This is a genomic window from Rhizobium sp. 01L419, assembly GCF_056400025.1.
In genome coordinates, this window is record NZ_JBFTSM010000013.1 from 61,573 (window position 1) to 84,712 (window position 23,140).

Below are 23,140 nucleotides of genomic sequence, written 5' to 3' on the forward strand. Positions count from 1 at the left end.
CGTTCAGCGCAGCGTTTCGACGATCTCCATGAAGCGCTTTACCCGGTCGCTGTCGACAGGGTTCCACGTATTGCCGTCAACCTTGAAATGCGTGCCGATGATGACGCCGCTGGCAACGCTCAATATATCGCGCACATTGTCTTTATTGACGCCGGTATTGGCAAAGACGGGAACATCCTTGGCCGTCTCGCAAACGCGCCTGAGGTCCGATTGATCGACGGCTTGTCCAGTCAGTGGTCCCGAAACCAGGATGGCATCGGCGAGCGACGAGAACACGGCGCTCTTCGCCCTGAGTTCAATCGGTCGCTGGTCCAGCGAATGGGCAAATTCGGCGTTAATGTTGAAGAGCATCTTCATGTCATCGCGGCCGAGGCTATGTCGCAGCCGTGCCGCCTTGGCGCAATCCGGCTGCCAGATGCCCATGTCTGATGCGAAAACGCCGGTGAAGATCTCGCGAACGAAGCTCGCGCCCGTCACTGCCCCGATCGCAACGCTTGCAGAGGGGTCCCAGAGATAATTGACGCCGAACGGCACGGTCAGATGCGGCTTCACCCGCTCGACGATCGAGGTCATCGCCGCCAGCCCTTCCGGCGGTGCCTGGAAGACGTAGGGCCGGTCATTCTCGTTGCCGAACATGATGGCGTCGACACCGCCCGCCTGCAGCTTCTCGATATCGGACAGAACGTCGTCGACGAGCTTGTTCAGCCCGCCGGCGGCATTATAGGCGGGCGAGCCGGGCAGGGCGCCGATATGCGCCATGGCGATGACCGCCTTCTTCTTGACGCCGAAAAAATCGAAAATCATGCGGAAACTCCCTGAAGCCGAATCTGTGGGACGTGCATCCGTGGGGTGGATGCGGGAAGGGCACATCAAAGCAGCGGCTGCTCCTCGGGCGCGATACGCAGCTCGACGCCGGCGGCGGCGAGCGCATCGGCAAGGTCGGCCGGTGGCATGGCGTCGGTGATCAGCATGTCGAATTGCTGCAGCGGCGCGATATGCACCAGCGACATACGCTTGAACTTGGTAGAATCGCAAAGCACCACCTTTTGCGTGGCGCGGCGCAAGTAGACCCGCTTCATGTCGGTGTCCTCGAAGGAATAGTCGTAGATTCCCTGCGCTGTGATCCCCGACACGCCGACGAAGGCGATGTCGAACCAGAGTTCCTCGAATTGAGAAACGGCCGACTGGCTACTGATCGCCATCTCCTCGCCACGCATGCGCCCGCCGGGCAGGTAAACCTCGCCAAAGCCGGTCCCTAGCTGCACTGCGTTGCGCACGCTGTTGGTGAAGATCTTCGTATGCGGCTGGTTGATCAGCAGGCCGGAAAGCAGATAGGTCGTGGTGCCGACGTCGAGCGCCAGGGTGCGCGCGCCGGCGGCAATGCCTGCCGCGGCCATCGCAATGGTCCGCTTCGAGCCGGCATTGCGCGTCAGCCGGGATTCGAAAGTCGGTTCCTCGCGGTCGACAGCCTCACTGGCGATCGGCTCGAAAGTCTTGCCGCTACGCACTGCGCCGCCGTGGGTGCGCACCAGTCTGCCGTCCTTTTCGAGTTCGATCAGGTCGCGGCGGACAGTCATTTCCGAAACGGCAAGCTGGGAGGCGACGTCACTGACGGAGACCGCGCCCTTGCGCGCCAGTGTCTCCAGGATGCGTGCATGCCGCACCTGGGCCAGAACTTTCGGTTTTTCCGCTGTCGCGACCATCTGATGTTCTGCGTCCATGATGCCGTTATTATCCTCCCGCGATCGCAACTCGTGGCTACGATTGTCTGATTGTTGCTTCCTGTGTATCGAATAATACGAACAAATTCAAACACAAATTTTTCTTGTTGTGTGGGATTTTGTTGATATATGATCGATGGTGTTTCCATTCCATGAGGGCGGGCAATGCAGTCTCCGAGCTTTCCAGAACTGTCCGGTAAGCGTGCGATCGTAACAGGCGGGGCGACAGGGATCGGGCGTGCAATTGCGACCGCTCTCTCTCGCCAGTCTATCCAGGTGGCGATCTGCGACATCAACCTGGCTGCGGCCGAACGGACGGCGGCCGAGATCGGCAACGGTGCCACCGCGCATGCGATCGACGTTCGCAGGCGCACCTCTGTCGAGGCGACCTTTTCCGAGGTGGTCGAGAGGACGGGCGGCTATGATATCCTCTGCGCCAATGCCGGTGTCTCCACTATGCAACACGCGCTGGAACTGACCGACGAGGAATGGGACTATAATTTCGACGTCAACATTCGCGGCATCTTCCTGACCAATCAGATTGCCGCCCGCCGCTTCACGGGCATGGGCACCGGTGTCATCGTCAACACCGCGTCACTTGCCGCAAAGATCGGCGCGCCGCTGCTGGCGCATTATTCCGCCAGCAAGTTTGCCGTGCTCGGCTGGACGCAGGCGCTCGCCCGCGAGCTTGCAGCTTCGGGCATTCGCGTCAACGCCGTCTGCCCGGGCTTCGTCAAGACTGGCATGCAGGAACGCGAGATTGCCTGGGAGGCGAGCCTGCGCGGCGTCACGCCCGAACGCGTCGTTGCGGATTATATCGCCCAGACGCCGCTTGGCCGGCTGGAAACGCCTGAGGACGTCGCCGATGTCGTCGTTTTCCTCTGCTCTAATTCGGCTCGCTTCATGACCGGGCAAGGCGTCAACGTCACCGGCGGGGTCTACACCACCTGATCCGTCCAGAATCCGCGACTGGCCTCCCGTTCAGCAAGGAAAAAGCATGGCTGAAATCGTCTTCGACCGGATCCGCAAAAGCTATGGCGATGGCTATGTTGCGATCAGCAACCTGAACATGACTATCCGCGACGGCGAATTCCTGGTTCTCGTCGGCCCCTCCGGCTGTGGCAAGTCGACGGCACTGCGCATGATCGCCGGCCTCGAAGAGGTCACCGATGGCCGCCTGACGATCAACGGCGTCGTCGTTAACGACCTTGCTCCGCGCGATCGTGATATCGCCATGGTCTTCCAGTCCTATGCGCTTTACCCGCATCTGACGGTCGCCGAGAATATCGGCTTCGGCCTTCGCGTCCGTGGCCTCGACAAGGCCGACATTGCCCGCAAGGTGCAGGAGACGGCGAAGCTCCTGGAGCTCGAGGACTATCTCGCCCGCAGGCCCGCCCAGCTCTCCGGTGGCCAGCGCCAGCGTGTCGCCATGGGCCGGGCGCTCGCCCGCAGCCCTCATGCTTTCCTGATGGATGAGCCGCTTTCGAACCTTGATGCCCGTCTGCGCAGTCAGATGCGCGCCGAAATCGCCCGCATGCAGAAGATGTCGGGCATCACCACAGTCTATGTCACCCATGACCAGGTCGAAGCCATGACCATGGGCGATCGCGTCGCCGTCATGAAAAGCGGCCTCCTGCAGCAACTCGGCATGCCGCGCAGCCTCTATGATCAACCGGCCAATCTCTTCGTCGCAAGCTTCATGGGCTCGCCGGCGATGAACCTGCTGGCGGCCGACCTCGTCGCGACGGAAAATGGACCCGAAGCCCGCTTCGGCCGAACCTCCATCCTTTTCTCGGGCGACGTGCTTGCCGAGCGGCCGCGGATCGCCTCCGCCGCAGGCCGTGCTGTCGTACTCGGCATCCGACCGGAAGCCTTCCAGCCGATCGATACCGGTGGTTTGGCCGGAACTGTCGCCATTGTAGAGGATCTTGGCGCCAACCTGCTCATCCATGTCGATGTCGAGGCAGCCGACCGGCTGAAATCGCTGTCGGCGGAGGAGGATGACGTGGCATTGTCTGCTCCGCGCCTGCGCGTCATTGTTGACGGCACCAAACGCGTGAAGATCGGCGAGCGCCTGTCGCTTGCCGCCGACCCCGCCCGCATCCATGTCTTCGATGCCGCGACGGAAGCGGCCATTCGCGGCTGAGGCGTGTCTCTTTAACGCGCGTCGCGCCGAGTCGGACTCATACGACGCGCTTTAGATCTTTGCTTTTATGCATGTCGTTGTCCCAAAACCGCTGCGCTTTTGGGCGACATGCATTAGTGAATGCCCTTCGTCAGGCCTTGCACGAAATAGCGGTTGAGGAAGAGCACGATCAGCACGATCGGGATCGTCGAAAAATGCGCCAGTGCGCCGAGCGTGCCCCATGTGATGTCCTTCGTTCCATAGGCTGAAAGCAGCGCCACCGAGATCGGCTTGGAATCGAGCCGGGTGAGGAACATCGGGTAGAGGAAGTCGTTCCAGGAAAACATCAGGCAGAACAGCGTGGAGGCGACGACCCCTGAGCGCACCGCCGGCAGCGCCACGCGCCAGAAGGAGCCGAACAGCGTGCAGCCATCCGTCAGCGCCGCCTCTTCCAGCTCTTTCGGCAGGCTGCGGAAATAGGAAAACATCATCCAGGTGACGAAGGCCGAATTCAGCATCGCGTTGATGAGGACGACGGCGACCCAGCTGCCGAGCAGGCCGATGTCGCGCATCATCAGGTAGAAGGGGATGAGTGCTGCCACAGCCGGCACCATGCGGATCGCCATGAAGAAATATGCAACGGCAATGGCGTAGCGGCTGGTCGAACGCGCCAGCGCATAGCCCGCCGGCACACCGAGCAGCAGCGACAGGATGACGGAACCGCCGGCGATCAGCAGACTTGACGATACGAGACTCCAGACGTCGAACAGGCGGAAGACAGTCGCGAACTGTTCGAAGGTCGGCACGAAGGTCAATTTTGGCGGGATCGAGAAGATATCGCGCGACGGCTTGTAGGCGGTCGATGCCAGCCATAGGAATGGCAGCAGGAAAAAGGTGAGCATGACAAGGATGAAGGCACGCTGGCCGATGCGACTGAGGGTGGGTGTGCTCATCGCCCGTTTGCCTTTCTGTCCGCCTTGCGTATCAAGAGAATGAAGCCTGCCGCGATCACGGCGATGCAGATCAGTGTCAGGTTCGAGATTGCCGAGGCTCGGCCGATATTGAAGAATTCCAGCCCCTGCTTCACCGCATGCAGCATGAGCGTGTTGGTTGCATTGCCCGGACCTCCGCCCGTCGTCACGTAGACGCTGTCGAAGACCCGGAAGGTATCGATGGTGCGCAGCGTCAGCGCCAGCAGGATCGAAGGCAGCATAAGCGGAATGATGATGATCCTCAGACGCTGCAGCGCTGTTGCGCCATCCACTTCCGATGCTTCGAGAATATCGCCCGGCAGCGCTTTCAGGCCGGCAAGCAGGATCAGTGCCACCAGTGGCGTCCATTCCCAGATGTCGACGAAGATAAGGGTCGCCAGTGCCGAACTCGGATTGGCGAAAAGCCCGCGCGGATCGGAAAGCCCGAACTCGGCCAGATAATAACCGATGAGCCCATAGTCGGCGAGCAGCAGCGCCCGGAAAATCAGCCCGACCACAAGCGGTGTGATCGTCACCGGAATCAGGATCAACGCCAGGCAGATCCGGTTGAAGCGGTCGTCGCGCCAGAGCGCCAGCGCAATGGCGAAACCGACCAGCAGTTCGACGGTCACGGCGCCGACCGTGAAGATGACGGTATTGATGAAAGCCCCGCGCGTCACCGTGTCGGAGAGAAGATCGACATAGTTGCCGAGCCCGACGAAGTGCGTCCGTGCCGGCTTCAGCAGATTGTATTCGTAGAGGCTGAACCAGATACCCTGTGCCAGCGGCCAGACGCCGATGACGAGCACGTAGAGGATGGCCGGCAGCGTCATCAGGATGAAGAACAGCCGCCTGCGCTCGAGATAGGAAATGCTCAAGGCCGGAGAGGGCTTCAGCGCGGAAGTGAGGGATAGGGTCACGTCATGTCCATCAGGTTCCTGGTTCGATGTCCGTCCCAGAGGGTCGAGCCCAGGGCTCTCCCGATCATGAAGCCGGAGGCGCATCGGATCAATGGTCTGGAAACGGCAGGGGCCGCGACATAGGCCGCGGCCTCTGGGATAACTGACTGGCGGCAACTACAGTCAGAATAGCTTCACAGCAGCTTCCTGGGCGGCATCGAGCGCCTTTTTAGGGTCGGCGTTGCCGACGAGGACGTCGCTGACGGCGGTGCCGAGCAGATCCTGAATCTCCGGATATTGCGGGATGCGCGGGCGATATTCGCCGTCGCCATGCTCGAAGGTCTCAGCGATGACGGGCAGGAAGGGGAACTTCGCGAGTAGATCGGCATCGGTCATCTCGCTCTTGCGCAGGAAGCTGCCGGCGCCCATCATGTTGAATTCCTTGTGCACCGGCGGGCTGACCAGCCACTTGATGAAGGCCCAGGCGGCTTCTTTCTGAGGCTCCTTGATGCCGGCGTTGATCGCCATGCCCCAGCCGCCGATGCCGTAGAGCTTCGGCAGGCCGGCACCGCGCGGCGCCGTCGTGATCGCCACCTTATCGACGATCTTCGAGATTGCGGGATCGTAGTAGCCAGGGGCGCCGACCGACCATGTCTGCATGGTCGCGGCAATGCCCTGGCGGAAGCTTTCCTCGCGTCCACCCCAGTCGTAATTAACGGCACCTGGAGGAGCCGCTTTCATGAATAGATCCTTGTAGACGGTCAGGCTCTTGATATTGGCTTCGGAATTCAGTGCCGGCTTGCCGTCGGAGCCGAGGATCGAACCGCCCATCTCGGTATTGTACTGCATCCAGTCCTGGGCGACCGCCGGGCCTTTCTGGCCATTGGCGACGAAGCCATAGGTCTTCTTGCTGGGGTCGGTCAGCTTATATGCCGCCTCGATCATTTCCTCCATCGTCGTCGGCGCCTTCAGGCCGGCGGCGTCGAAGAGATCCTTGCGATAGGCGAGCACGTTGGCATAACCGGCAAAGGGAAAGGCAACCTGCTTGTCACCCCAGTGGCCCAATGCGTTGAGAAGTGTCGGATAGATGTCATCGAGTTTCAGTTCGGCGGCGTCGCGTTTCATCCACTCGGTGAGGTCGACGGTGTATTTGTTTTCCGCATATTGGCCCGCCCAGACGATATCCATCGTCACCAGGTCATAGCCGCCGGTGCCGCCGACGAAATCGGTCGTGGTCTTGGTCAGCAGCGAGCCGTAGTCGAGAATGTCGACTTTGACGGCGGCGCCCGTCTCCTCAGTAAATTTGGGGGCGATGGCAGCCAGAACGGCTGCGAACTGATCGTTCTGCGAGGCAAGCGTGAGGGTGATGCCTTCATATTTCCTGTCGGCGCCGATGGCGGAGCCCACAAATGCGACGGAGACGAGGCTCGCGATCGCCAATTTTCGTGTGACACTGCTGAGCGATTTCATGTCTGCTCCCCTTTTTTGATTGCTTTGAGGCACTATACATCAAACAAAATCGCACTCAAGCGCACTTGACAAAAAATCGTAAACATTAAAAATCACAAATTAGAACATATTCGCGCATAAATGTCCATATTTTATGCGCGTTGCATAAAAAATAGCAGGGAGCTGATCATTCCCTGCGCGTTTATACTGTCCTGTCCAACGCGCGTGAGCTGCATATTCATGACGACCCCACCGGATGAGCGCCTGAGAGAGCTGGAACGTCGCGCCCATGATGAAATGGCGCGCATCGAAGCGCTCTGCGCCGACTGGCCGAAGCTGGGCGATGAAGACCGCAAAGACCTGCATTCGGTTGTGATCTGCGGCGCCGGCCTCTCCGGTCTCTCGATCGCCTTCGCCCTGAAGCGGCGCGGTATCAGGTCCGTTCACGTGATCGATCAGCGCGAGGAGGGCCGGGAGGGCCCTTGGATCACCTGCGCCCGCATGCAGACCCTGCGTTCGCCAAAATATCTCTCGGGTCCGGACCTCGGCATCCCGAGCCTGACGCTGCGCTCCTGGTACGAGGCACTGAATGGTGGCGACGCCTGGGATGCACTCGACAAGATCAGCCGCCAGGACTGGATGGCGTATCTCATCTGGTTTCGGAGGACTGTCGGCATCGACGTCGAAAACCGCACGACGCTTTCCTCGATAGATCAGGCGGAGGGCGGACTTGCTCTCACCTTGACGAACGCTGGCGGCACCAGCCGCACAATCACCTGTCGTCATCTGGTAATGGCGACCGGTATCGACGGCTGCGGCGGGCCGCGCATACCCGCGATGGTCAAGACGCTGCCGAAATCCACCTGGACGCATAGCAACGAGCCGATACCGATCGATTTCCTCAAGGACAGGAATGTTGCGATCCTTGGCGGTGGCACGTCGAGCTTCGACTGGGCGGTGGCGGCGCTCGAAACCGGGGCTCGGGACGTGACGATGTTTGCGCGAAGCGCCGATCTGCCGCGCACCGAGGTTCTTGCCTGGACAAACTTTCCCGGTTTTCTCGGCCATTTCGCCGACTTGCCGGATCTGGAGCGCTGGCGCTTCGCAAATCTCTACTTCAACTTCAAGGTGCCGCCGACCCAGGAGCAATATGACCGGGCCTGCCGCCACCCCGGTTTCACGATGCAGCTCGGCTGTGGCGTCCGCGAGCTCTCGATGGACGGCGGCAGGATCAAGCTGACGACCGAAAATGGCATCTTCCATGCCGATCACCTCCTCCTCGGCACCGGCTATGAAGTTAATTTCGCGCTCAGGCCCGAGCTTGCCGGCCTCGTCGCGACCGCTGCGCTTTGGAAGGACTGTTTCCAGCCACCGCAGGGAGAGGAGAATGCCATGCTTGCCGGCCATCCCTATCTCGGCCCCGGTTTCGAGCTCACGCCCAGATATGCCGAAGCCAGCTGGGTCTCGCGCATCCATATGTTCAATGCCGGCGCGCTGGCGAGCCTCGGCCCGATCAGCAACGGCGTCACCGGTCTCAAATACGGCGTGCCGCGCATTGTCGACGCCCTGGTGAAAGCGCTGTTCATCGGGGATTCCAACCGGTATCTTGCAGCATTGGCCGCCTATGACGAACCGCATTTCGATCCTGGCATAGACGAGGACGCCACGACACCAAGGGAGGTTTTGGCATGAGACAGGCTGCCGCTATTCAACTTTCGGGATTGGAGACCATCCTTTTGCGGGCACGCGAGGACAGCGTCGAATTTCCCTATCTGCTGGCCAACCACGTTCCGATGGTGCTGATCGCGCTTGATCGCCTCGGCGCCTCGCCGGAACGGCTGGAACAATGGTACGAGCAGTACCGTGAGAGCCATGCACTCCCGCCTGTGCCGCCATCGGTTGCCCCGATTATCGGGGCAGCCTGGACCGAGGCGCTCGGCGACCGCACGCGTGAGGCGGATTACCGTGCCTTCTTCATCGGCGAAACCCGCCGGCTCGGCATCGATACGGTTATCCGCACCTATCTGGCCGCCATGGTGAACGGCCTTGCCGGCAGCGCCATGCATCCTCTGATGCGTCTTGCCTATGGTGTCCTCAAGAAGGACGACGAGGAGGTCGGCACCGCGCTCGGCTACTGGGCGGCCTGTTATCTGCCGCTGCCATCAGCGACCGGTGCCGCTCCCGATACGGACGATCCGGGAAAGATCCTTGCCGATGTCGGCAATATCGAAGGCATCCGCGATTATGAGCCTGAAACCGATCTGCTCTGGCATAATATCCGCGCCGTCGCAGCACTTCCGGGCTTCCGTCCTGTTATCGATCGCCTGGCTTTCGGCGCCGATTCACCGCGCCGCATGGCCGCGACCTCGCTCGCGCTCTTTGCCGGAACCATGGATTTCTCCGCACTTCATTCCGTCACCGGCATGCACTGGCTGCGCCTCGTCTCTCCGCACCTCGAAAATGCCGAGCCGTTTTATCGCGCCTTCTGGCAGGTGATCGCCTCGCTGGTGCCGAAGATCGGCTTTCCGGCACTCCCCACCGCCGAGGCGCTGGAAGAAATGCGTAGCCGACAGGCGCCCGCCTGGGCTGAGATCAAACGCGCCGCGGTTTCCTCGGACGACGAACACGATGTTAGCCTGGTCTTTTCCGCCCTGCAGGAGGAAGAGGTGTGGAAGGATCCGCTCTATCGCGTCGTCGCGGCGCGCAGGGTCGGGCTGATTGCATAGCGAATGATGGAAGAATTGATGACGCCGCGCCTCGTAGTCGAAAACGCCAGGACCGAAGCTGGCGAGATCGTCTCACTCGTTCTGGAGAATGACCGGATCGCCGCGCTCGGTCCGAATGCGGCCGCCGGCATCGACCCCGCAGTGCCGCGTTTCGATGCTGCCGGCGGCCTGCTTTGCCTTCCCTTCGTTGACGGTCATATTCATCTCGACAAGACGCTGATCGGCTTGCCTTTCATCCCACACATCCCCGGCGATACGGTCGCCAAGCGCATCGAGGCGGAAAAATCCCTGCGGCGCACGGTGGCTCTGCCGGTCGAAGCCCGCGGCGGCGCCCTGCTGGAGAAACTTGCAGCCTATGGCACGCTCTCCGTGCGCAGCCATGTCGATATCGATACCGAAGTTGGCCTGAAAGGCCTCGAGGCCGTGCTTTCACTGAAGCAGAGCCATGGTCATCTCGTCGACATCCAGACCGTTGCCTTCCCGCAATCCGGCGTGCTGCGCGATCCCGGTACCGCGGGGCTGCTCGATGCGGCCATTGCCGCCGGCGCCGATCTCGTCGGCGGCCTCGATCCGGCCGGCATAGACAATGACGTGACCGGCCATCTCGATGCGATCTTCGCCGTCGCCGGCAGATACGGCGTCGGGCTCGATATCCATCTGCATGACGGGGGCGCACTCGGCGCCTTCGAGCTTCGCCAGATCGCTGATCGCACGGCCGCACTCGGCCTTGAAGGCAAGGTGGTTGTCAGTCACGCCTTTTGTCTCGGCGAGTTGGAAGATGCCGATTTCGGCCGCACGGCCGCCGCACTCGCCAGGTCGGGCGTAGCGATCATGACCAGCGCGCCGGGACCCGTGCCCATGCCGCCGATCAAGCGGCTTTCCGCCGCAGGCGTCCGGCTCTTCTGTGCCAACGACAATATCCGCGACGCCTGGTCGCCTTTCGGCAATGGCGACATGCTGGAGCGTGTCGGCATTCTCTGCGATCGCCAGGATTTCCGTTCGGATGAGGATCTGGCTGCGGCCTTCCGCCTGGCGACGCAGGCGCCGGCCGAAATCCTCGGCCATGCCGTCGGGCCGCTCCAGGCCGGTTCGCTCGCCGATTTTGTCATCCTGCCTGCCGCGTCGCTGGCAGAGGCCGTCGCTGCCCGTCCCCTCGATCGTACCGTCTTCCGCGGCGGCGCCATCATCGCCCGCGGCGGCCGGCTCGTCGTCTGACTTTTCCATTCACGCATGGCGCATGGGAGCATCGCTGATGAAGGGCCGACTCTGGATACAATCACCGCTCGCTATCATGGCCGAGGACGCTGGAGGCGGCATTGTCATCGAGAATGGCCGCATCATCGAGCTGGTCGCGGCGGGACGGCAGCCTGCTGCCTCGGTTGATGCACGCTTCGACGCCAGCCGCCACGTCGTCATTCCGGGTCTCGTCAACACCCATCACCATATGTTCCAGACGCTGACGCGCGCCCATCCGGCGGCAATCAACAAGTCGCTCTGGCCGTGGATCCGCGCACTTTACCCGATCTGGGCGAAGAGCATGACGCCCGAAGCCTTCCGTCTTGCCGTCCGTCTCGCGCTGACCGAGCTGCTTCTCTCCGGCTGCACCACCACCTCGGACCATCATTATCTCTACGCAACTGGCCTCGAAGACGCGATGGATGTGGAGGCCGAGGAGGCGGCCCGTCTCGGCATGCGCATTACGCTGACGCGGGGCAGTCTCAACATCAAGGATCAACAGGGTGTCATTTCGCCCGCCAATGTCGTGCAGGATGACGACACGATCCTCGCCGACAGCGAGCGCGTGCTCAGGCGCTATCACGACCGCTCCGAAGGGGCGATGACGCAGGTGGCGCTCGCGCCCTGCGCGCCGTTCGACGTCACGCTGGAATTAATGCGCGAAACGGCGGCGCTGGCGGAACGCTACGATTGCCGGCTCCACACCCATCTGGTCGAGACCAAGGCGGAAGCCGAATTCTGCCGCAGCAAATTCGCCTGCACGCCGGTGGAATATCTCGACCGCTGCAATTGGCTGAACGCCCGCACCTGGCTCGCCCACGGCATCCATTTCGACGATGCCGAGATCGCCGAGCTCGGCCGGCACGGCGTCGGCATCTGCCATTGCCCGACCTCGAACATGGTGCTGGCATCGGGCATGTGCCGCACCTGCGAGCTGGAGGTTGCCGGGGCGCCAGTCGGTCTCGGTGTCGACGGTTCGGCCTCCAACGACAATTCCAACCTGATGGAAAGCGTGCGCCATGCCCTGATGCTGAACCGCCTGACCTATGGCGCCGAAGCCGTCACCCATCTCGACGTGCTGCGTTGGGGAACCGCCGGCTCGGCAAGACTGCTCGGCCGTAACGACATCGGCACCATTGCGCCGGGCCGCCAGGCGGACCTTTCCTTCTACAAGCTCGACGAATTGCGTTTCTCCGGTGCCGGCGATCCGCTGGCTGCCCTGGTGCTCTGCGGTGCCACCACGGCCGACCGCGTCATGATCACAGGCGAATGGCGCGTCACCGACGGTATGCCCGCGGGCGTCGATATCGAGGCGCTGATCGCCGATCACAACCGCGTCGCCCGCAATTTCCTTTTGTCCGTCTAAGGAGGCTTCATGGCAATCGACTTCGTCATCCGCAATGCCCGAATGGCCGGCTTGAGCGAACCGACCGACATTGCCTTCGAGGTGGGCCGCATCGCGGCGATTGCGCCTCGTTTCGTCTGCGATGCGCCGCACTATGATGCCGAAGGGAAATTCGCCTGCGCAGGCCTCATCGAAACCCACATCCATCTCGACAAGGCCGGCATCATCAGCCGCTGCAACCTCCGCGCAGGAACACTCGCTGAGGCTGTCAGCGAAACCTCCCGAGCCAAGGCCCTCTTTACCGAGGAAGACGTCTATGCCCGCGCTGCTGCGGTCGTCGAAAAGGCGATCCTCAACGGTACCACCCGCCTGCGTACCTTCGTCGAGATCGACCCGCGTGCCGGTTTCCGCTCCTTCGAGGCGATCAAAAAACTGAAGGCCGACTATGCCGCCCTCATCGACATCGAGATCTGCGCCTTTGCCCAGGAGGGCCTGACGAACGATCCCGGCACGGAGGATATGCTCGAACAGGCGCTGAAGGCGGGTGCAGATCTGGTGGGGGGTTGCCCCTACACCGATCCAGCGCCGGTCGAACATATCCGCCGCATCTTCGATCTCGCCATTCGCCACGACGTTGCCGTCGATTTCCACCTCGATTTCGACCTCGAGCCCGCTGGCTCCAACCTCCCTGTCGTCGTCGCCGAGACCCTCGCACGCCGTTACCAGGGGCGCGTCTCGGTCGGCCATGTCACCAAGCTCTCTGCTCTGCCGCCGGAAGAGCAGGAGCCGATCGGCCGTCGTCTTGCCGAGGCCGGCATCGCATTGACCGTCCTGCCGGCCACCGATCTCTTCCTGACCGGCCGTAATTCGACCCATCTCGTCCCGCGCGGCGTGACACCCGCTCACCGGTTGGCAGCACTCGGTGTCGTCACGACCATCTCCACCAACAATGTCCTGAATCCGTTCACGCCCTTCGGAGACGTCAACCTGATGCGCATGGCCAATCTCTTTGCCAACGTCGCCCAGATCGGCACCGCCGATGGCTTCGACACTGTCTTCACCATGATCACGACGCAGGCTGCCACCCTCCTGGGAAGAAAGGGTTACGGTATTGCGATCGGCAGCGCGGCAGATATCGTCCTCTTCGACGCCCCCTCGGCTGTCGACGCCGTCGCGACAATCGCCCCGGCGAGCGCCGGCTGGAAAAATGGTCGCCAGAGCTTCCTTCGCCCGCGGCCGCAGCTTTTCCTGGGACAAGGCTAGCACCGCACACGCTTCGCGTTAGGCGTCCGGAAGACCATTGGACAAAAGGCCGGCGGTCCCTGGACTGAAACCTGGCCGCGATCGCTCGACAGCGGCTGGCAGGACGGCGCACGGAACGCTTTCGCGCCCTGGCGCGAGGGCGACATGGGCAGATCAGTTGCGGTCCGGAAACCCCCGCGGGTGTTCAGACCTTGTCGCGATAGGCTTTTAGCAGAGCGATGTTGGAGGCGTGTACCTCCTCGTAGGCGGGAATGTAGATCAGCGCGCCGCTCTTGACGTCCTGGCCAACGGCCTCGGACAGGGCCTGGTTCCAGATTTCCGGTTCGGTAACATCCTCGTTCATCGCCTCGACGTAGCGGATCGTCGCGTCGATGAAGGAAGGCTCGTAGCCGCCGGCAAGGATGCGGTCCGGGTCGCCGTGGCAGGGAAGGATTTTTGCGATGGGGAAGGAGCTCAACCGCCTCAGTTCATCCAGATGTACCGGTAGGGCGGCGGGATCTGTCATATAGGTAACGGTGTCCTCCAAAGTATCGCCTGCAAACAGTAGTCGTTCTTCCGGCAGCCATAGGACCGTCGCGTCCGGGCTGTGGATGTTGAATTCATGAAGCTCGACCACGCGGCTGCCGACTGTGATCATCAGGCTGCCGTCGAACAGGGTGTTCGGCATGACGACGGGTTCGATCTTCGGCAGGCGGTTAGCGATCCGCGGCTTTTCCGCTTCGAGAAGGCTTTCAGTCGCGCTGTTGGCGACAATTTCGCAATCGGCAAACACCTCGTTGCCGGCGATATGGTCGTTGTGGAAATGACTGAGGACGACGGTAATCTTCGCCACACCCAGACCTTCCAGATGAGCGCGAATGGCGCGGGCGTGGTCAAGGCTGATATGGGTGTCATAGACCAGCGCTTCGTTTCCATCGACGATCGCATAGGAGGCGATGCCGAGGCTGAAGGCGCCGTCATCCAGCCAGTTCGGCCCTTCCGAATAAAGCCGCTTGCCGGCGATACGGCCGTCATAATAGGCAAAAATGCCCGGATAGGGTTCGAATATCCTGAAGTCGTCCAGCATTCCCGTCATTCGATCCTCTCCTTATATCGGCTCCAAGCTCTGATGACCGGGGCACCTATCGCGCCCAGGTCGCATCCCAGAAGGACTGCGGGTCCTTTGCCAGCACGTCGGAAATTGTCGGTGCCGGTCCGGTAATGTGTTTGCCGCCGGTACGTTCGGTGAGTTCCGCCTTGGCGGCGGCGACCGTTTCCGGCGATACCAGCAATGTAATCGCGGCCATGGCCAGCGCTTCGGATGCCATCAGCGGGCCGGGACTGCTCGACGAATGCCCCGACAGCGCCGTCCAGGCCCAGTGATGGATCGGCACATTGTCCGGATAGGCCCAGTTAACCCGGCCGAGCGGGATTTGCCAGCTGATGTCGCCGTCGTCCTGGCCGTAATAGTCGATGCCGGTGTCGAAATATTCCAGCTCGCGATGCAGCTTGAATGGCTTGCCGGGATCGCAGGCCGCGGAGAGTTCCTCCATCCATGCGATGTCCGCATCGGTCCAGCGCGGCGGGCCGAGTTCCCGAAGGCATTTATCCAGCACGCGGCCGACCGTGTCATTGCCGAGATAACCGCGGCAATTGGCGATCTGCTCGGATACCAGCTCGACACCCTGTTCGGCGGCGATGCGGCTATAGGTGTCATGCATCAGCTTGTAGCCCACCTGCACCATGTCGAAGTCGTAGTGCCGGACGGAAGACCAGAGGCGGACTTCTTCGGGTGTCACGCCGGGCGTGATACCGGCAAAACGATAGACATGCTTCAGCTGCAGGTCGGGCACGTCCTGGCGCAGGCGGTCGAATTCCGCATAAGCGGCTTCGGCGGCGAGCAGTGCATTGCGGGTGGCGGTCTTGCCGCCATGGGCACTTTCGCCAATGAACTTGAACTCGCCGCTTGCCATTGCATGACAAGGCCTTGCAAGTGAACCGTTCTGGTAATCGCCATGCGAGGTCAGCACGAGGTCGAGGCCGTCGAACACGCCGGCGGCCTGAAGCGCCAGCTTGCCCCAGCCGATCTCTTCGGCCGGGCAGCCGATGATGACGATTTCGCCCCCAAGGCCAAGCTCGACCATCGCCTTTGCCGCGGCGATACCGGCGCCGGTATTGGCCGGACCGATATGGTTGTGGCCGCAGCCATGACCGGGCTTGCGGCGGTTGCCCTGGCGATAGGGAACCGCATCATTGTAGAGGCTCGGCAGCGCGTCATATTCGATCAGGATGCCGACCTTCGGGCCTTCGCCACTAACAATGCGGGCGATGAACGCCGTCGGCACACCGCCGACACCCCGTTCGACGGTAAAACCGTGCCGTTCGATGAAGTCACAGAGGATCGCCTGCGACCTATATTCCAGTGCCGGCAGTTCCGGCACTTTCCACATTTCGGCAAAAAGCTCTTCGATCTCGGCGGCAAGGCCGGACCAGATGCGGCGAGTTTCCGTCGTCACGCGATCTGGCATATCAGGCTGCCTTGCCTTGCTTGAAGGAAAGGAAGGCCTCGTTGATCTCGGCTGCCGTGCGGCGGGCGCCGTGCTGAAGGTACTCCATGTTGGCGAGGGCTGCGTGATGCGCCTCGATGGAAGACCCGGCGACGCAATCCTCCACAACGCGGCAATGGTAATCCGACTGGTGACCGTCGGCGAAGGTATAGTGCACGCAGATATTAGTGAGGCCGCCGACGAGGATCAGCGTATCGGCTTTCAGTCCGCGCAGAAGGATCTGCAGGTCAGTGCCGATAAAACCAGAATAACGGCGCTTGACGATGACGTAGTCGTCGTCGCGCAGGCCGACTTCCTCGGCGGCGATCGCCGTGCCCGGCCAGTCTTCGCGCAGGTGCATGTCTTCGTCGCCATCCATCTCGCGGCCGTAATCGACGCCGCTCTTGCGGTGGCTTTCCTGCAGGAAGATGATCGGCACGCCGCCTTCGCGCGCTGCGTCGATGACGGTGCGGGCCATACGCATGCGCTCGACTATGCCCGGCATCAGGGGAATGGAGCCATCATCGTCGAAACCGACCTTCTGGATATCGACGACGATCAGCACCGGCTGGCCGACGATCATGGGGTTTTGCTTCTTTGGCATGGGATGCTCCTTGATCTTAAAAACGTGCACCGAGAAGTTTCGGAAGATTGCCCAGGCGGGCGACGGTGATGAAGCCGAGAAGGCCGATCAGCATGAAGAATACGGCGCCGACGCACATGGTCGGCGAGAAGCCGGTGCGCATGCTGGAGAAGATCTTGACCGGCATGGTCTCGGCGGTGAAACCGGCCACCATGAAGGCGATGACATATTCGTTGAGGCTGAAGATCGCGACGAAGATGAAGCTGGACGCGACGAAGGGCAGCACCATCGGTATCGCGACGGTTCTGAGGATGTCGTTGTCGCGGGCGCCCATCGTCCGGGCCGCCTCGACAAGCGACTTGTCGATGCTGGAGAAACCGAGCGAGATCATCACCAGCGGCACGGCAACGAAGGTGACGGCATGGCTGATGACAATGTTCTCGATCTGGCCGACATGCCGGACCGTGCCCCAGAAAAGCAGGAACAGGACGGCGATGACGACCGGCGGCAGGATGAAGGGAACGCCCGCCATTCCCGCCAATATCTTTGCGAAGCGCGAATTGGTCTTCCACTGGCTGTAGGCGATCGGGAAGGCGACGCTGATTGTCAGCAGCGAGGCGGCGATGGCGATGCCGACCGAGCGCATGAAGGCTGTGGTCCAGGCCGGGTCCTGCATGAAGGCAGAATACCAGCGCAGGCTGATATTCTGCGGAGGAAAGGTCATCTGTGCCGTGCTGTTGAAGCTGACGCCGGCGACGATGATCAGCGGTGCCGCCAGGAAAAGGGCCAGGCAGACGAGGAAGATCTGACGCAGGGTTTTCTGGATGAACCGGCTCATGACCTATACCCCTTTCCGCCGACCTTGCCGATAATGAGGATCATCGCGCCCGTGACCAGCATGAGGAGAACTGCGATGGCTGCTGCCTGCGGCAAGTTCTGGGCGGAATTGGCGACTTCGCTTATGATGACGCCGATCGTCCAGTTGGCCGGACCGCCAAGCACGAGCGGCGCGACATAGGCGCCGATCGCCATTACGACGGTCGTCAGATAGGCGGTGGCGATCGGCTTGCGCATCAGCGGCAGGAGCACGTTGAAAAAGGCCTGGATCGGCGTGGCGCCCATGGTAGAGGCGGCTTCCATATAAGAGGCATCCATGCGCGACAGGCCTGGATAGATGGTCATCACGTTGAAGGGGATGACGACATAGATGAGGCAGCTGACGACGCCGTAAAAGCTGGGCGTCAGCGAAACGGCCTTGTCGAGCAGGCCGAGGAAGACGGCGATATTCGAGATGCCGACCCGTTTAGAGAGGATGATCTGCCAGGAGAAAGTGATCAGTACCTCCGAGAGCGCCAGCGTCGTCAGAAGGCCGATCAGCCAGACGATCTGCGCCTTGCGGCTCATGCGGGTAATGAAATAGGTCGCCGGAAAGGCGATGATCATGCTGAACGTTGCGACCGTCAGCGCCAGCCAGAGCGAGAACGTGAGGCCATTCAGCACCATGGGCTGGAACAGGCTTGCCATCGCCTCGAGCGACCAGCCGCTTCCCTGGTAATAGGCGGGATCGACGCGGGCGACGCTGACGCGCAAGAGCAGCGCGAAAGGTACGCCGAAAAAGGCGACGATCATGAAGAAGGGCCACGCGAGTCCGGTTGCCACGGAGAGGCGCCGACGGTTCAAACCTTCTTGTCCCGAAACGAGCGACATGGTCAGTCCTCCAGGACTGTCACCGAACCCGGTGCGAAGGAGACAGCAAATTCTCGTACGTCTTCAAGCTCGGCCCAGGCAGAGGGCGCGAGCGAGGCGACGACCTGCCGGCCGTTCCTGTCGAGAAACACCTCGACGCTGGAGCCGAGGTCGCGCACGAAAGTGACGGTTGCGTTCGGTGCGGTGCCGCCGGATTGCTGTCGCGACAGGAGCGTGCTTTCCGGGCGGGCGCAGATCGTGATCTTGTCGCCGGGCTTGAATTGGGAGGGCGCGAGGCAGATGGCGACGACGTTTTCGCCGATCCTGACATGCTCGCGGTCGACGAGAACGCCTTCGGCAAGATTGCTCTGACCGATGAAGTCGGCGACGAAACGGTTGACCGGCCTGCGGTAGATCTCCACCGGGCTGCCGACCTGCTGCACCTTGCCATGCGCCATGATGACGATCTGGTCGGCGATGGTCATCGCCTCGCGCTGGTCGTGGGTGACGAAGATCGTGGTGATCTTCAGCTTCTGCTGCAGCTGCCGCAGTTCGACCTGCATATGGTCGCGCAGTTTCGCATCGAGTGCGGAAAGCGGTTCGTCCATCAGGAAAAGGAGCGGCTCCTGCGCCAGCGCGCGGGCGATCGCGACACGCTGCCTCTGGCCGCCCGAGAGCTGGTCGACCCGGCGCGACTGCATTCCGGGCAGATCGACGAGCTTCAGAAGCTCGTCGATCCGTTCCTGCTTATGGTGCTTCGCCATCGTGCGATAGCGAAGGCTGTAGCCGATATTGCCGGCCACATCGAGATGCGGAAACAAGGCAAGGGCCTGGAACACCATTCCGAAGTTGCGTTCGTTGGTCGGAACACCGGTAATGTCGCGACCGTCAAGCCGCACCGTGCCGCTGGTCGGTTGCTCCAGACCGGCGATGATGCGCATCAGGGTCGTCTTGCCGCAGCCGGACGGACCGAGGAAGCAGACGAACTTGCCCTGTTCGATCGCAAGCGAGACGTCGGAGACGACCGTATTTGCGCCAAAGGACTTCGTGAGGTTTGAGATTTCCAGGCCTTGCATCATTGCGTCCAGACTTACTGACCAAGCATCTTGAGCATTTGCGCGGAGATGTAGTCGGCGTGCTTCACCTTGGCGTCGGAGGCGACGACGATCGGCTTGCCGGTGCCAGACACCGCGTTGAATTCGTCAGCGGTCAGGTTGAGCTTCGACTTTTCGATCAGCGGCGCGGCGCCGACATTGCGGGCGATCAACTCGTGGCACTCGGGCGTGGCGCTCCAGTCAAGGAAGGCGATGGCAGCATCGCTGACGTCGCCGACCTTCGGCACGCACCAGGCGTTGTAGCCGAGGACTGCGCCCTCCTTCGGGAAGATCGAGGCGACGTCGGTGCCTTCCTTCTTCATGATCATCGAGACGTCGTGGAAATAAAGGCCGCCGACGACTTCGTCGTTCTGGTAGGCGCTCTGCATCGAACCTTCGTCGGTCCACCACAGTTTCGCATTCGGCTTCAGTTCGGCGATCTTGGCGATGACTTTGTCGATACCTTCCTCGGTGTCGAGCACGGACGGGCCGCCGAAATAGACGGAAGCGACGATATCGAGAAGCACGCTGTTGCCGCCGCCCTGCAGGCCCCAGGCCGAAGCGCGCTGCTTCCACAGTTCGGTCCAGCTGTCCGGCAGCGTTTCGAATTCAGACGGGTTGGCGATCAGGGTGATGTACCAGGCCATGGCGCCGACGCCGTCGACCTTGCCGGCGTCCTCATAAAGGAAGCCGTCCATCAGGTTGCCGATATTCTTCAGCTTGGACTTGTCGACGCTTGCCCAAAGGCCGCGCTGGCGGCCGCGGATGACGTCGGCCTGGCCGGCGCAGCAGATATCCATCGGAGCCGAGCCTGCCTGGATCGCCTGACCGAGCTGGACGAGGAACTGCGCGCTACCCGATTGCGCAATCGACTGGACGGCGATGCCGGTCTGTTTGGTAAAGGCCGGGTAGACGCTCTTTGCAAAAGCTTCCTCGAAAAAGCCGCCGAAGTTCGAGACCCTGAGCGTCGTTGCGGCATAGGAGGGGCGCACGAAAGGCGCGGAAACGAGCGTCGCCGCGGCAAGGCCACCGGCGGCCTTCAGGACCGATCTGCGCGATATCAACGAGTTCATGTCCTGGCCGAAAGGCGCGGAGGGCTTCCTGGATGCCATGCTGTGTTCTCCTTTGCTGTCCCCTTGAGTGGATGCTGAAGATCTATGCAACGACCATGCCAGTTTTAAAAAAACATTAAAAAACAGTAATTTAATGGTGCAGTTGTGATTTGCTGATTGCTGAAAGTCGACCTGAAATCTAAGAAGTAATAGGCATATGCACAAATTATGATCGTATTGTATGCAATATTGCATACTGTACTCTGTCGTGTATAACGGAGGCGGTAAACGCCACTCCGACCGGATTTGATGACGGAGAAAGACGGAGCGGCGGCCGTGTTTATCGATAAGCAAGCGAGTGTAACTGATGGCTGGAAATCCGATCGTCCCGAAGCCCCTGATCGTCGGGCGCGCCGCCCTGATCGTCGTTGATATTCAGAAATCGGGCTTCATGCCCCGTCCGACGACGTCCCGTCTGGAATTCATGGGTGACCATATTGAGCGGAACTGGCGCGCGAAGTCGGTGGTCGATGCCGCACGCAAGGCCGGCATTCCGGTCATCTTCGTGCAGGAAGCGCATCGCGACAGTCTGATTGATTTCGGTCGCGAGCTGGATGGTTCGGAAAGCATTCACTGCCTCGAAAGCTCGCCAGGCACGCCTTTCCCGGTCGAGGAAATGGAGATGAAGTCGGATGACCTGCGCATCACCAAGCGCCGTTATTCGGTCTTCTACGGTACCGAGATGGAAATCCTGCTGAAGGCCGTCAAAGCCGAGACGCTTTTCTTTGTCGGGGGTTTTACCGACGTCTGCATTCATTACAGCTTCGTCGATGCGCATCAGGGCGATTACTACTGCCGCGTCATCGAGGATTGTGTTTCGGGTTCCGGAACGGCGGCGCATGACGCGGCGCTGGTCGCCATGGAATATCTTCAGGCGGGCGCACGGCGCAGCGCCCAGGAGGTCATCGGTGCCTTCGCCGCCCAAGCAGTCGCAGCCTGATCGGAACAGGTATGAGCCGTATGAGATGGAAAGAGCTGCGATCGCTCGGCGGTATCGCGGCTCCGCTGGCCGTCACCCAAGCGAGCCAGCTGATCATGAGTCTGTCGGCGAGCGTGATGCTCGGCCGCCTCAGCGGCTCTGCGCTTGCGGCCGGCGGGCTCTGCGCGATCTTCATTCAGGCGCTGACCGTCGTTTCCCAGGGTGTGATCGCCGGTGCCCATCCACTGATGGCGGCCGCCAAGGGCAGGAGCGAAACGGAAACAACTGAAGGCGATGAGGTGGCCTATGCCTTTGGCGGCGCGGTGTTGGCCGGTCTTGCCCTCTCGCTTCTGTCGATGGCGGTCCTCCTGAACCTGCCTGCGATCCTCGCCCCATTCGGCGTTGCACCTGAAATTCTCGACGATGTGGGAGAGTTCATCGGCAGGGCCGCCTTTGCGCTGCCGGCCATTCTCTGGATCGCGCCGATTCGCCTTTATTGCTCCGTCAGCGCAAAATCCTGGCTGATCATGGCCTCGGTCGGGCTTGGTGCGCTTTGTTATATGCCGCTTCTGTCTGGCCTGACCTTTGGCGCTTTCAATTATCCCGGTCATGGAGTTGCCGGTGCCGGTCTTGCCTATGCCGTCGCCTGGTGGCTGATCGCCGTTGGGTTGACAGCTTATGCGATCATCGGAAAACATCTCCCGCTCGCAACCTTCCGTGCCGCCATCCCAACTGCGGCCGGGGCTGTCCGGGATGTCTGGTCGATCGGTTGGCCGATCGCGCTTGTCTATGCGGCGGAGCTCGGCATGACGCTGGTCCTGACCTTGGTCACCAGCGGTTTCGGCACGATCGCGATCATTGCCAACCAGATCGCCTATACCCTGAACAGCATCGCCTTCAATCCAATCGTCGCGATCGCCCAGGCGGCGACCGTTCGGGTTGCCTACCATCGCGGCGCGGGCAGGGACGCTGCCGCCCGGCTGGCAGGCAATCTTTCACTGATCACGGTAGCCGGGTTGATGGCGTTGTTCGGCGTGATCCTGCTCGTCGGTTCCAAGCACATTATCAATCTCTTCCTAGCCGGGGAGACCGCGGATTTTGCAGCAATCGCAGTGCTGACGCAAAAGCTGATCGTGATCCTCGCCGCCTTTCTGATCTTCGATGGCCTGCAATCGGCCGCCAACGGAGCCCTTCGTGGGCTGAAGGATACGCGCGTGCCGATGGTCATCGGTGTCTGCGGCTACTGGCTGCTCGGCGTGCCGGTGGCCATCGTGCTTTCCTTTGGGTTCGGCATGGGTGTCGTCGGCGTCTGGTTCGGCGTATTGGTCGGTATTACCAGTGTCGCCTGCACGCTTGTCTGGCGCTGGAAAACCATGGTCGGAAACGCTGCGTCCTCAACGGTGGATGTGTCCGGCACACGTCGAGGCTGGAGCATATTGCGCAGGCAGACCAGTCCGTCATAAGAATACTCGAAAAAAGATGGCCC

At 61.4% G+C, this 23,140-nt stretch carries 21 protein-coding genes; 9 read left to right on the top strand and 12 right to left on the bottom strand.

Translation table 11 applies throughout. The features are described 5' to 3' along the window. Nucleotides 1-3: 3 nt before the first annotated feature. Nucleotides 4-804 (bottom strand): BtpA/SgcQ family protein, encoded by an 801-nt coding sequence (locus AC1DUP_RS23885; protein ID WP_113310875.1) that lies wholly within the window; start codon nucleotides 802-804, stop codon nucleotides 4-6. A gap of 65 nt (nucleotides 805-869) precedes the next feature. Beyond that, a complete protein-coding gene (locus AC1DUP_RS23890) occupies nucleotides 870-1,721 on the bottom strand; it encodes a DeoR/GlpR family DNA-binding transcription regulator (protein WP_477834924.1) in 852 nt (283 codons plus the stop codon). 165 nt (nucleotides 1,722-1,886) lie between these two features. Here AC1DUP_RS23890 and AC1DUP_RS23895 point away from each other — a divergent pair, with 165 nt between their 5' ends. Together AC1DUP_RS23895 and AC1DUP_RS23900 are read left to right on the top strand one after the other, a co-directional pair. Continuing rightward, entirely contained in the window at nucleotides 1,887-2,672 is a 786-nt protein-coding gene (locus tag AC1DUP_RS23895; RefSeq protein WP_113297778.1) for an SDR family oxidoreductase, read from the top strand. Between the two features lie 46 nt (nucleotides 2,673-2,718). After that, complete coding sequence (locus AC1DUP_RS23900; RefSeq protein ID WP_477834926.1) at nucleotides 2,719-3,867, top strand: ABC transporter ATP-binding protein; 1,149 nt, start codon at nucleotides 2,719-2,721, stop codon at nucleotides 3,865-3,867. A 113-nt stretch (nucleotides 3,868-3,980) separates the two neighbouring features. On the opposite strand, the gene AC1DUP_RS23905 is transcribed toward AC1DUP_RS23900, so the two are convergent. The 3 genes from AC1DUP_RS23905 to AC1DUP_RS23915 all read right to left on the bottom strand — a co-directional run bounded on the left by AC1DUP_RS23905 (nucleotide 3,981) and on the right by AC1DUP_RS23915 (nucleotide 7,186). Continuing rightward, nucleotides 3,981-4,799, bottom strand: coding sequence for a carbohydrate ABC transporter permease (locus tag AC1DUP_RS23905; protein WP_113297780.1), 819 nt, complete (start codon nucleotides 4,797-4,799; stop codon nucleotides 3,981-3,983). Beyond that, nucleotides 4,796-5,737: a carbohydrate ABC transporter permease gene (locus tag AC1DUP_RS23910; RefSeq protein WP_477834928.1), complete on the bottom strand. Its 942-nt coding sequence runs from the start codon at nucleotides 5,735-5,737 to the stop codon at nucleotides 4,796-4,798. Before AC1DUP_RS23910 ends, AC1DUP_RS23905 begins: the two co-directional genes overlap by 4 nt. 162 nt (nucleotides 5,738-5,899) lie before the next feature. Then, on the bottom strand, nucleotides 5,900-7,186 hold the full coding sequence (locus tag AC1DUP_RS23915; RefSeq protein ID WP_477834930.1) for an ABC transporter substrate-binding protein: 1,287 nt from the start codon (nucleotides 7,184-7,186) through the stop codon (nucleotides 5,900-5,902). Between the two features lie 219 nt (nucleotides 7,187-7,405). Between AC1DUP_RS23915 and AC1DUP_RS23920 the strand changes: the two genes are divergently transcribed. The 5 genes from AC1DUP_RS23920 to AC1DUP_RS23940 are packed head-to-tail and all read left to right on the top strand — an operon-like array spanning nucleotide 7,406 to nucleotide 13,735. Further along, nucleotides 7,406-8,857 (top strand): flavin-containing monooxygenase, encoded by a 1,452-nt coding sequence (locus tag AC1DUP_RS23920; RefSeq protein ID WP_113310881.1) that lies wholly within the window; start codon nucleotides 7,406-7,408, stop codon nucleotides 8,855-8,857. Further along, nucleotides 8,854-9,891, top strand: a complete 1,038-nt coding sequence (locus AC1DUP_RS23925) for a questin oxidase family protein (RefSeq protein ID WP_113310882.1) — start codon at nucleotides 8,854-8,856, stop codon at nucleotides 9,889-9,891. Before AC1DUP_RS23920 ends, AC1DUP_RS23925 begins: the two co-directional genes overlap by 4 nt. Before the next feature lie 18 nt (nucleotides 9,892-9,909). Further along, nucleotides 9,910-11,106, top strand: a complete 1,197-nt coding sequence (locus AC1DUP_RS23930) for an amidohydrolase (protein ID WP_477834933.1) — start codon at nucleotides 9,910-9,912, stop codon at nucleotides 11,104-11,106. Between the two features lie 37 nt (nucleotides 11,107-11,143). After that, entirely contained in the window at nucleotides 11,144-12,493 is a 1,350-nt protein-coding gene (locus tag AC1DUP_RS23935) for an 8-oxoguanine deaminase (protein ID WP_113310884.1), read from the top strand. A 9-nt stretch (nucleotides 12,494-12,502) separates the two neighbouring features. Continuing rightward, the gene (locus AC1DUP_RS23940; RefSeq protein ID WP_113310885.1) at nucleotides 12,503-13,735 is read left to right on the top strand and encodes an amidohydrolase family protein; all 1,233 of its coding nucleotides are present in this window, start codon (nucleotides 12,503-12,505) and stop codon (nucleotides 13,733-13,735) included. Between the two features lie 184 nt (nucleotides 13,736-13,919). Here AC1DUP_RS23940 and AC1DUP_RS23945 read toward each other — a convergent pair whose 3' ends face one another. From AC1DUP_RS23945 to AC1DUP_RS23975, 7 genes are read right to left on the bottom strand one after another with little or no spacing between them, the layout of a single operon-like run. After that, a complete protein-coding gene (locus AC1DUP_RS23945) occupies nucleotides 13,920-14,810 on the bottom strand; it encodes an MBL fold metallo-hydrolase (RefSeq protein WP_113310886.1) in 891 nt (296 codons plus the stop codon). 46 nt (nucleotides 14,811-14,856) lie between these two features. Next, nucleotides 14,857-16,242, bottom strand: coding sequence for a zinc-binding metallopeptidase family protein (locus AC1DUP_RS23950; protein WP_113310887.1), 1,386 nt, complete (start codon nucleotides 16,240-16,242; stop codon nucleotides 14,857-14,859). A gap of 1 nt (nucleotide 16,243) precedes the next feature. Beyond that, complete coding sequence (locus AC1DUP_RS23955; protein ID WP_113310888.1) at nucleotides 16,244-16,864, bottom strand: cysteine hydrolase family protein; 621 nt, start codon at nucleotides 16,862-16,864, stop codon at nucleotides 16,244-16,246. 16 nt (nucleotides 16,865-16,880) lie between these two features. Further along, nucleotides 16,881-17,681 (bottom strand): ABC transporter permease, encoded by an 801-nt coding sequence (locus AC1DUP_RS23960; RefSeq protein WP_113310889.1) that lies wholly within the window; start codon nucleotides 17,679-17,681, stop codon nucleotides 16,881-16,883. After that, nucleotides 17,678-18,550 (bottom strand): ABC transporter permease, encoded by an 873-nt coding sequence (locus AC1DUP_RS23965; protein ID WP_477834937.1) that lies wholly within the window; start codon nucleotides 18,548-18,550, stop codon nucleotides 17,678-17,680. Before AC1DUP_RS23965 ends, AC1DUP_RS23960 begins: the two co-directional genes overlap by 4 nt. 2 nt (nucleotides 18,551-18,552) lie before the next feature. After that, a complete protein-coding gene (locus AC1DUP_RS23970; protein WP_113310893.1) occupies nucleotides 18,553-19,605 on the bottom strand; it encodes an ABC transporter ATP-binding protein in 1,053 nt (350 codons plus the stop codon). 14 nt (nucleotides 19,606-19,619) lie between these two features. Further along, nucleotides 19,620-20,735, bottom strand: a complete 1,116-nt coding sequence (locus AC1DUP_RS23975) for an extracellular solute-binding protein (protein ID WP_115038086.1) — start codon at nucleotides 20,733-20,735, stop codon at nucleotides 19,620-19,622. Nucleotides 20,736-21,042: 307 nt separating this feature from the next. On the opposite strand from AC1DUP_RS23975, the gene AC1DUP_RS23980 reads away from it, so the two are divergent. Both AC1DUP_RS23980 and AC1DUP_RS23985 read left to right on the top strand, forming a co-directional pair. After that, entirely contained in the window at nucleotides 21,043-21,675 is a 633-nt protein-coding gene (locus tag AC1DUP_RS23980; protein WP_477834940.1) for a cysteine hydrolase family protein, read from the top strand. An 11-nt stretch (nucleotides 21,676-21,686) separates the two neighbouring features. Further along, on the top strand, nucleotides 21,687-23,117 hold the full coding sequence (locus AC1DUP_RS23985) for an MATE family efflux transporter (RefSeq protein ID WP_115038084.1): 1,431 nt from the start codon (nucleotides 21,687-21,689) through the stop codon (nucleotides 23,115-23,117). Nucleotides 23,118-23,140 lie beyond the last annotated feature (23 nt).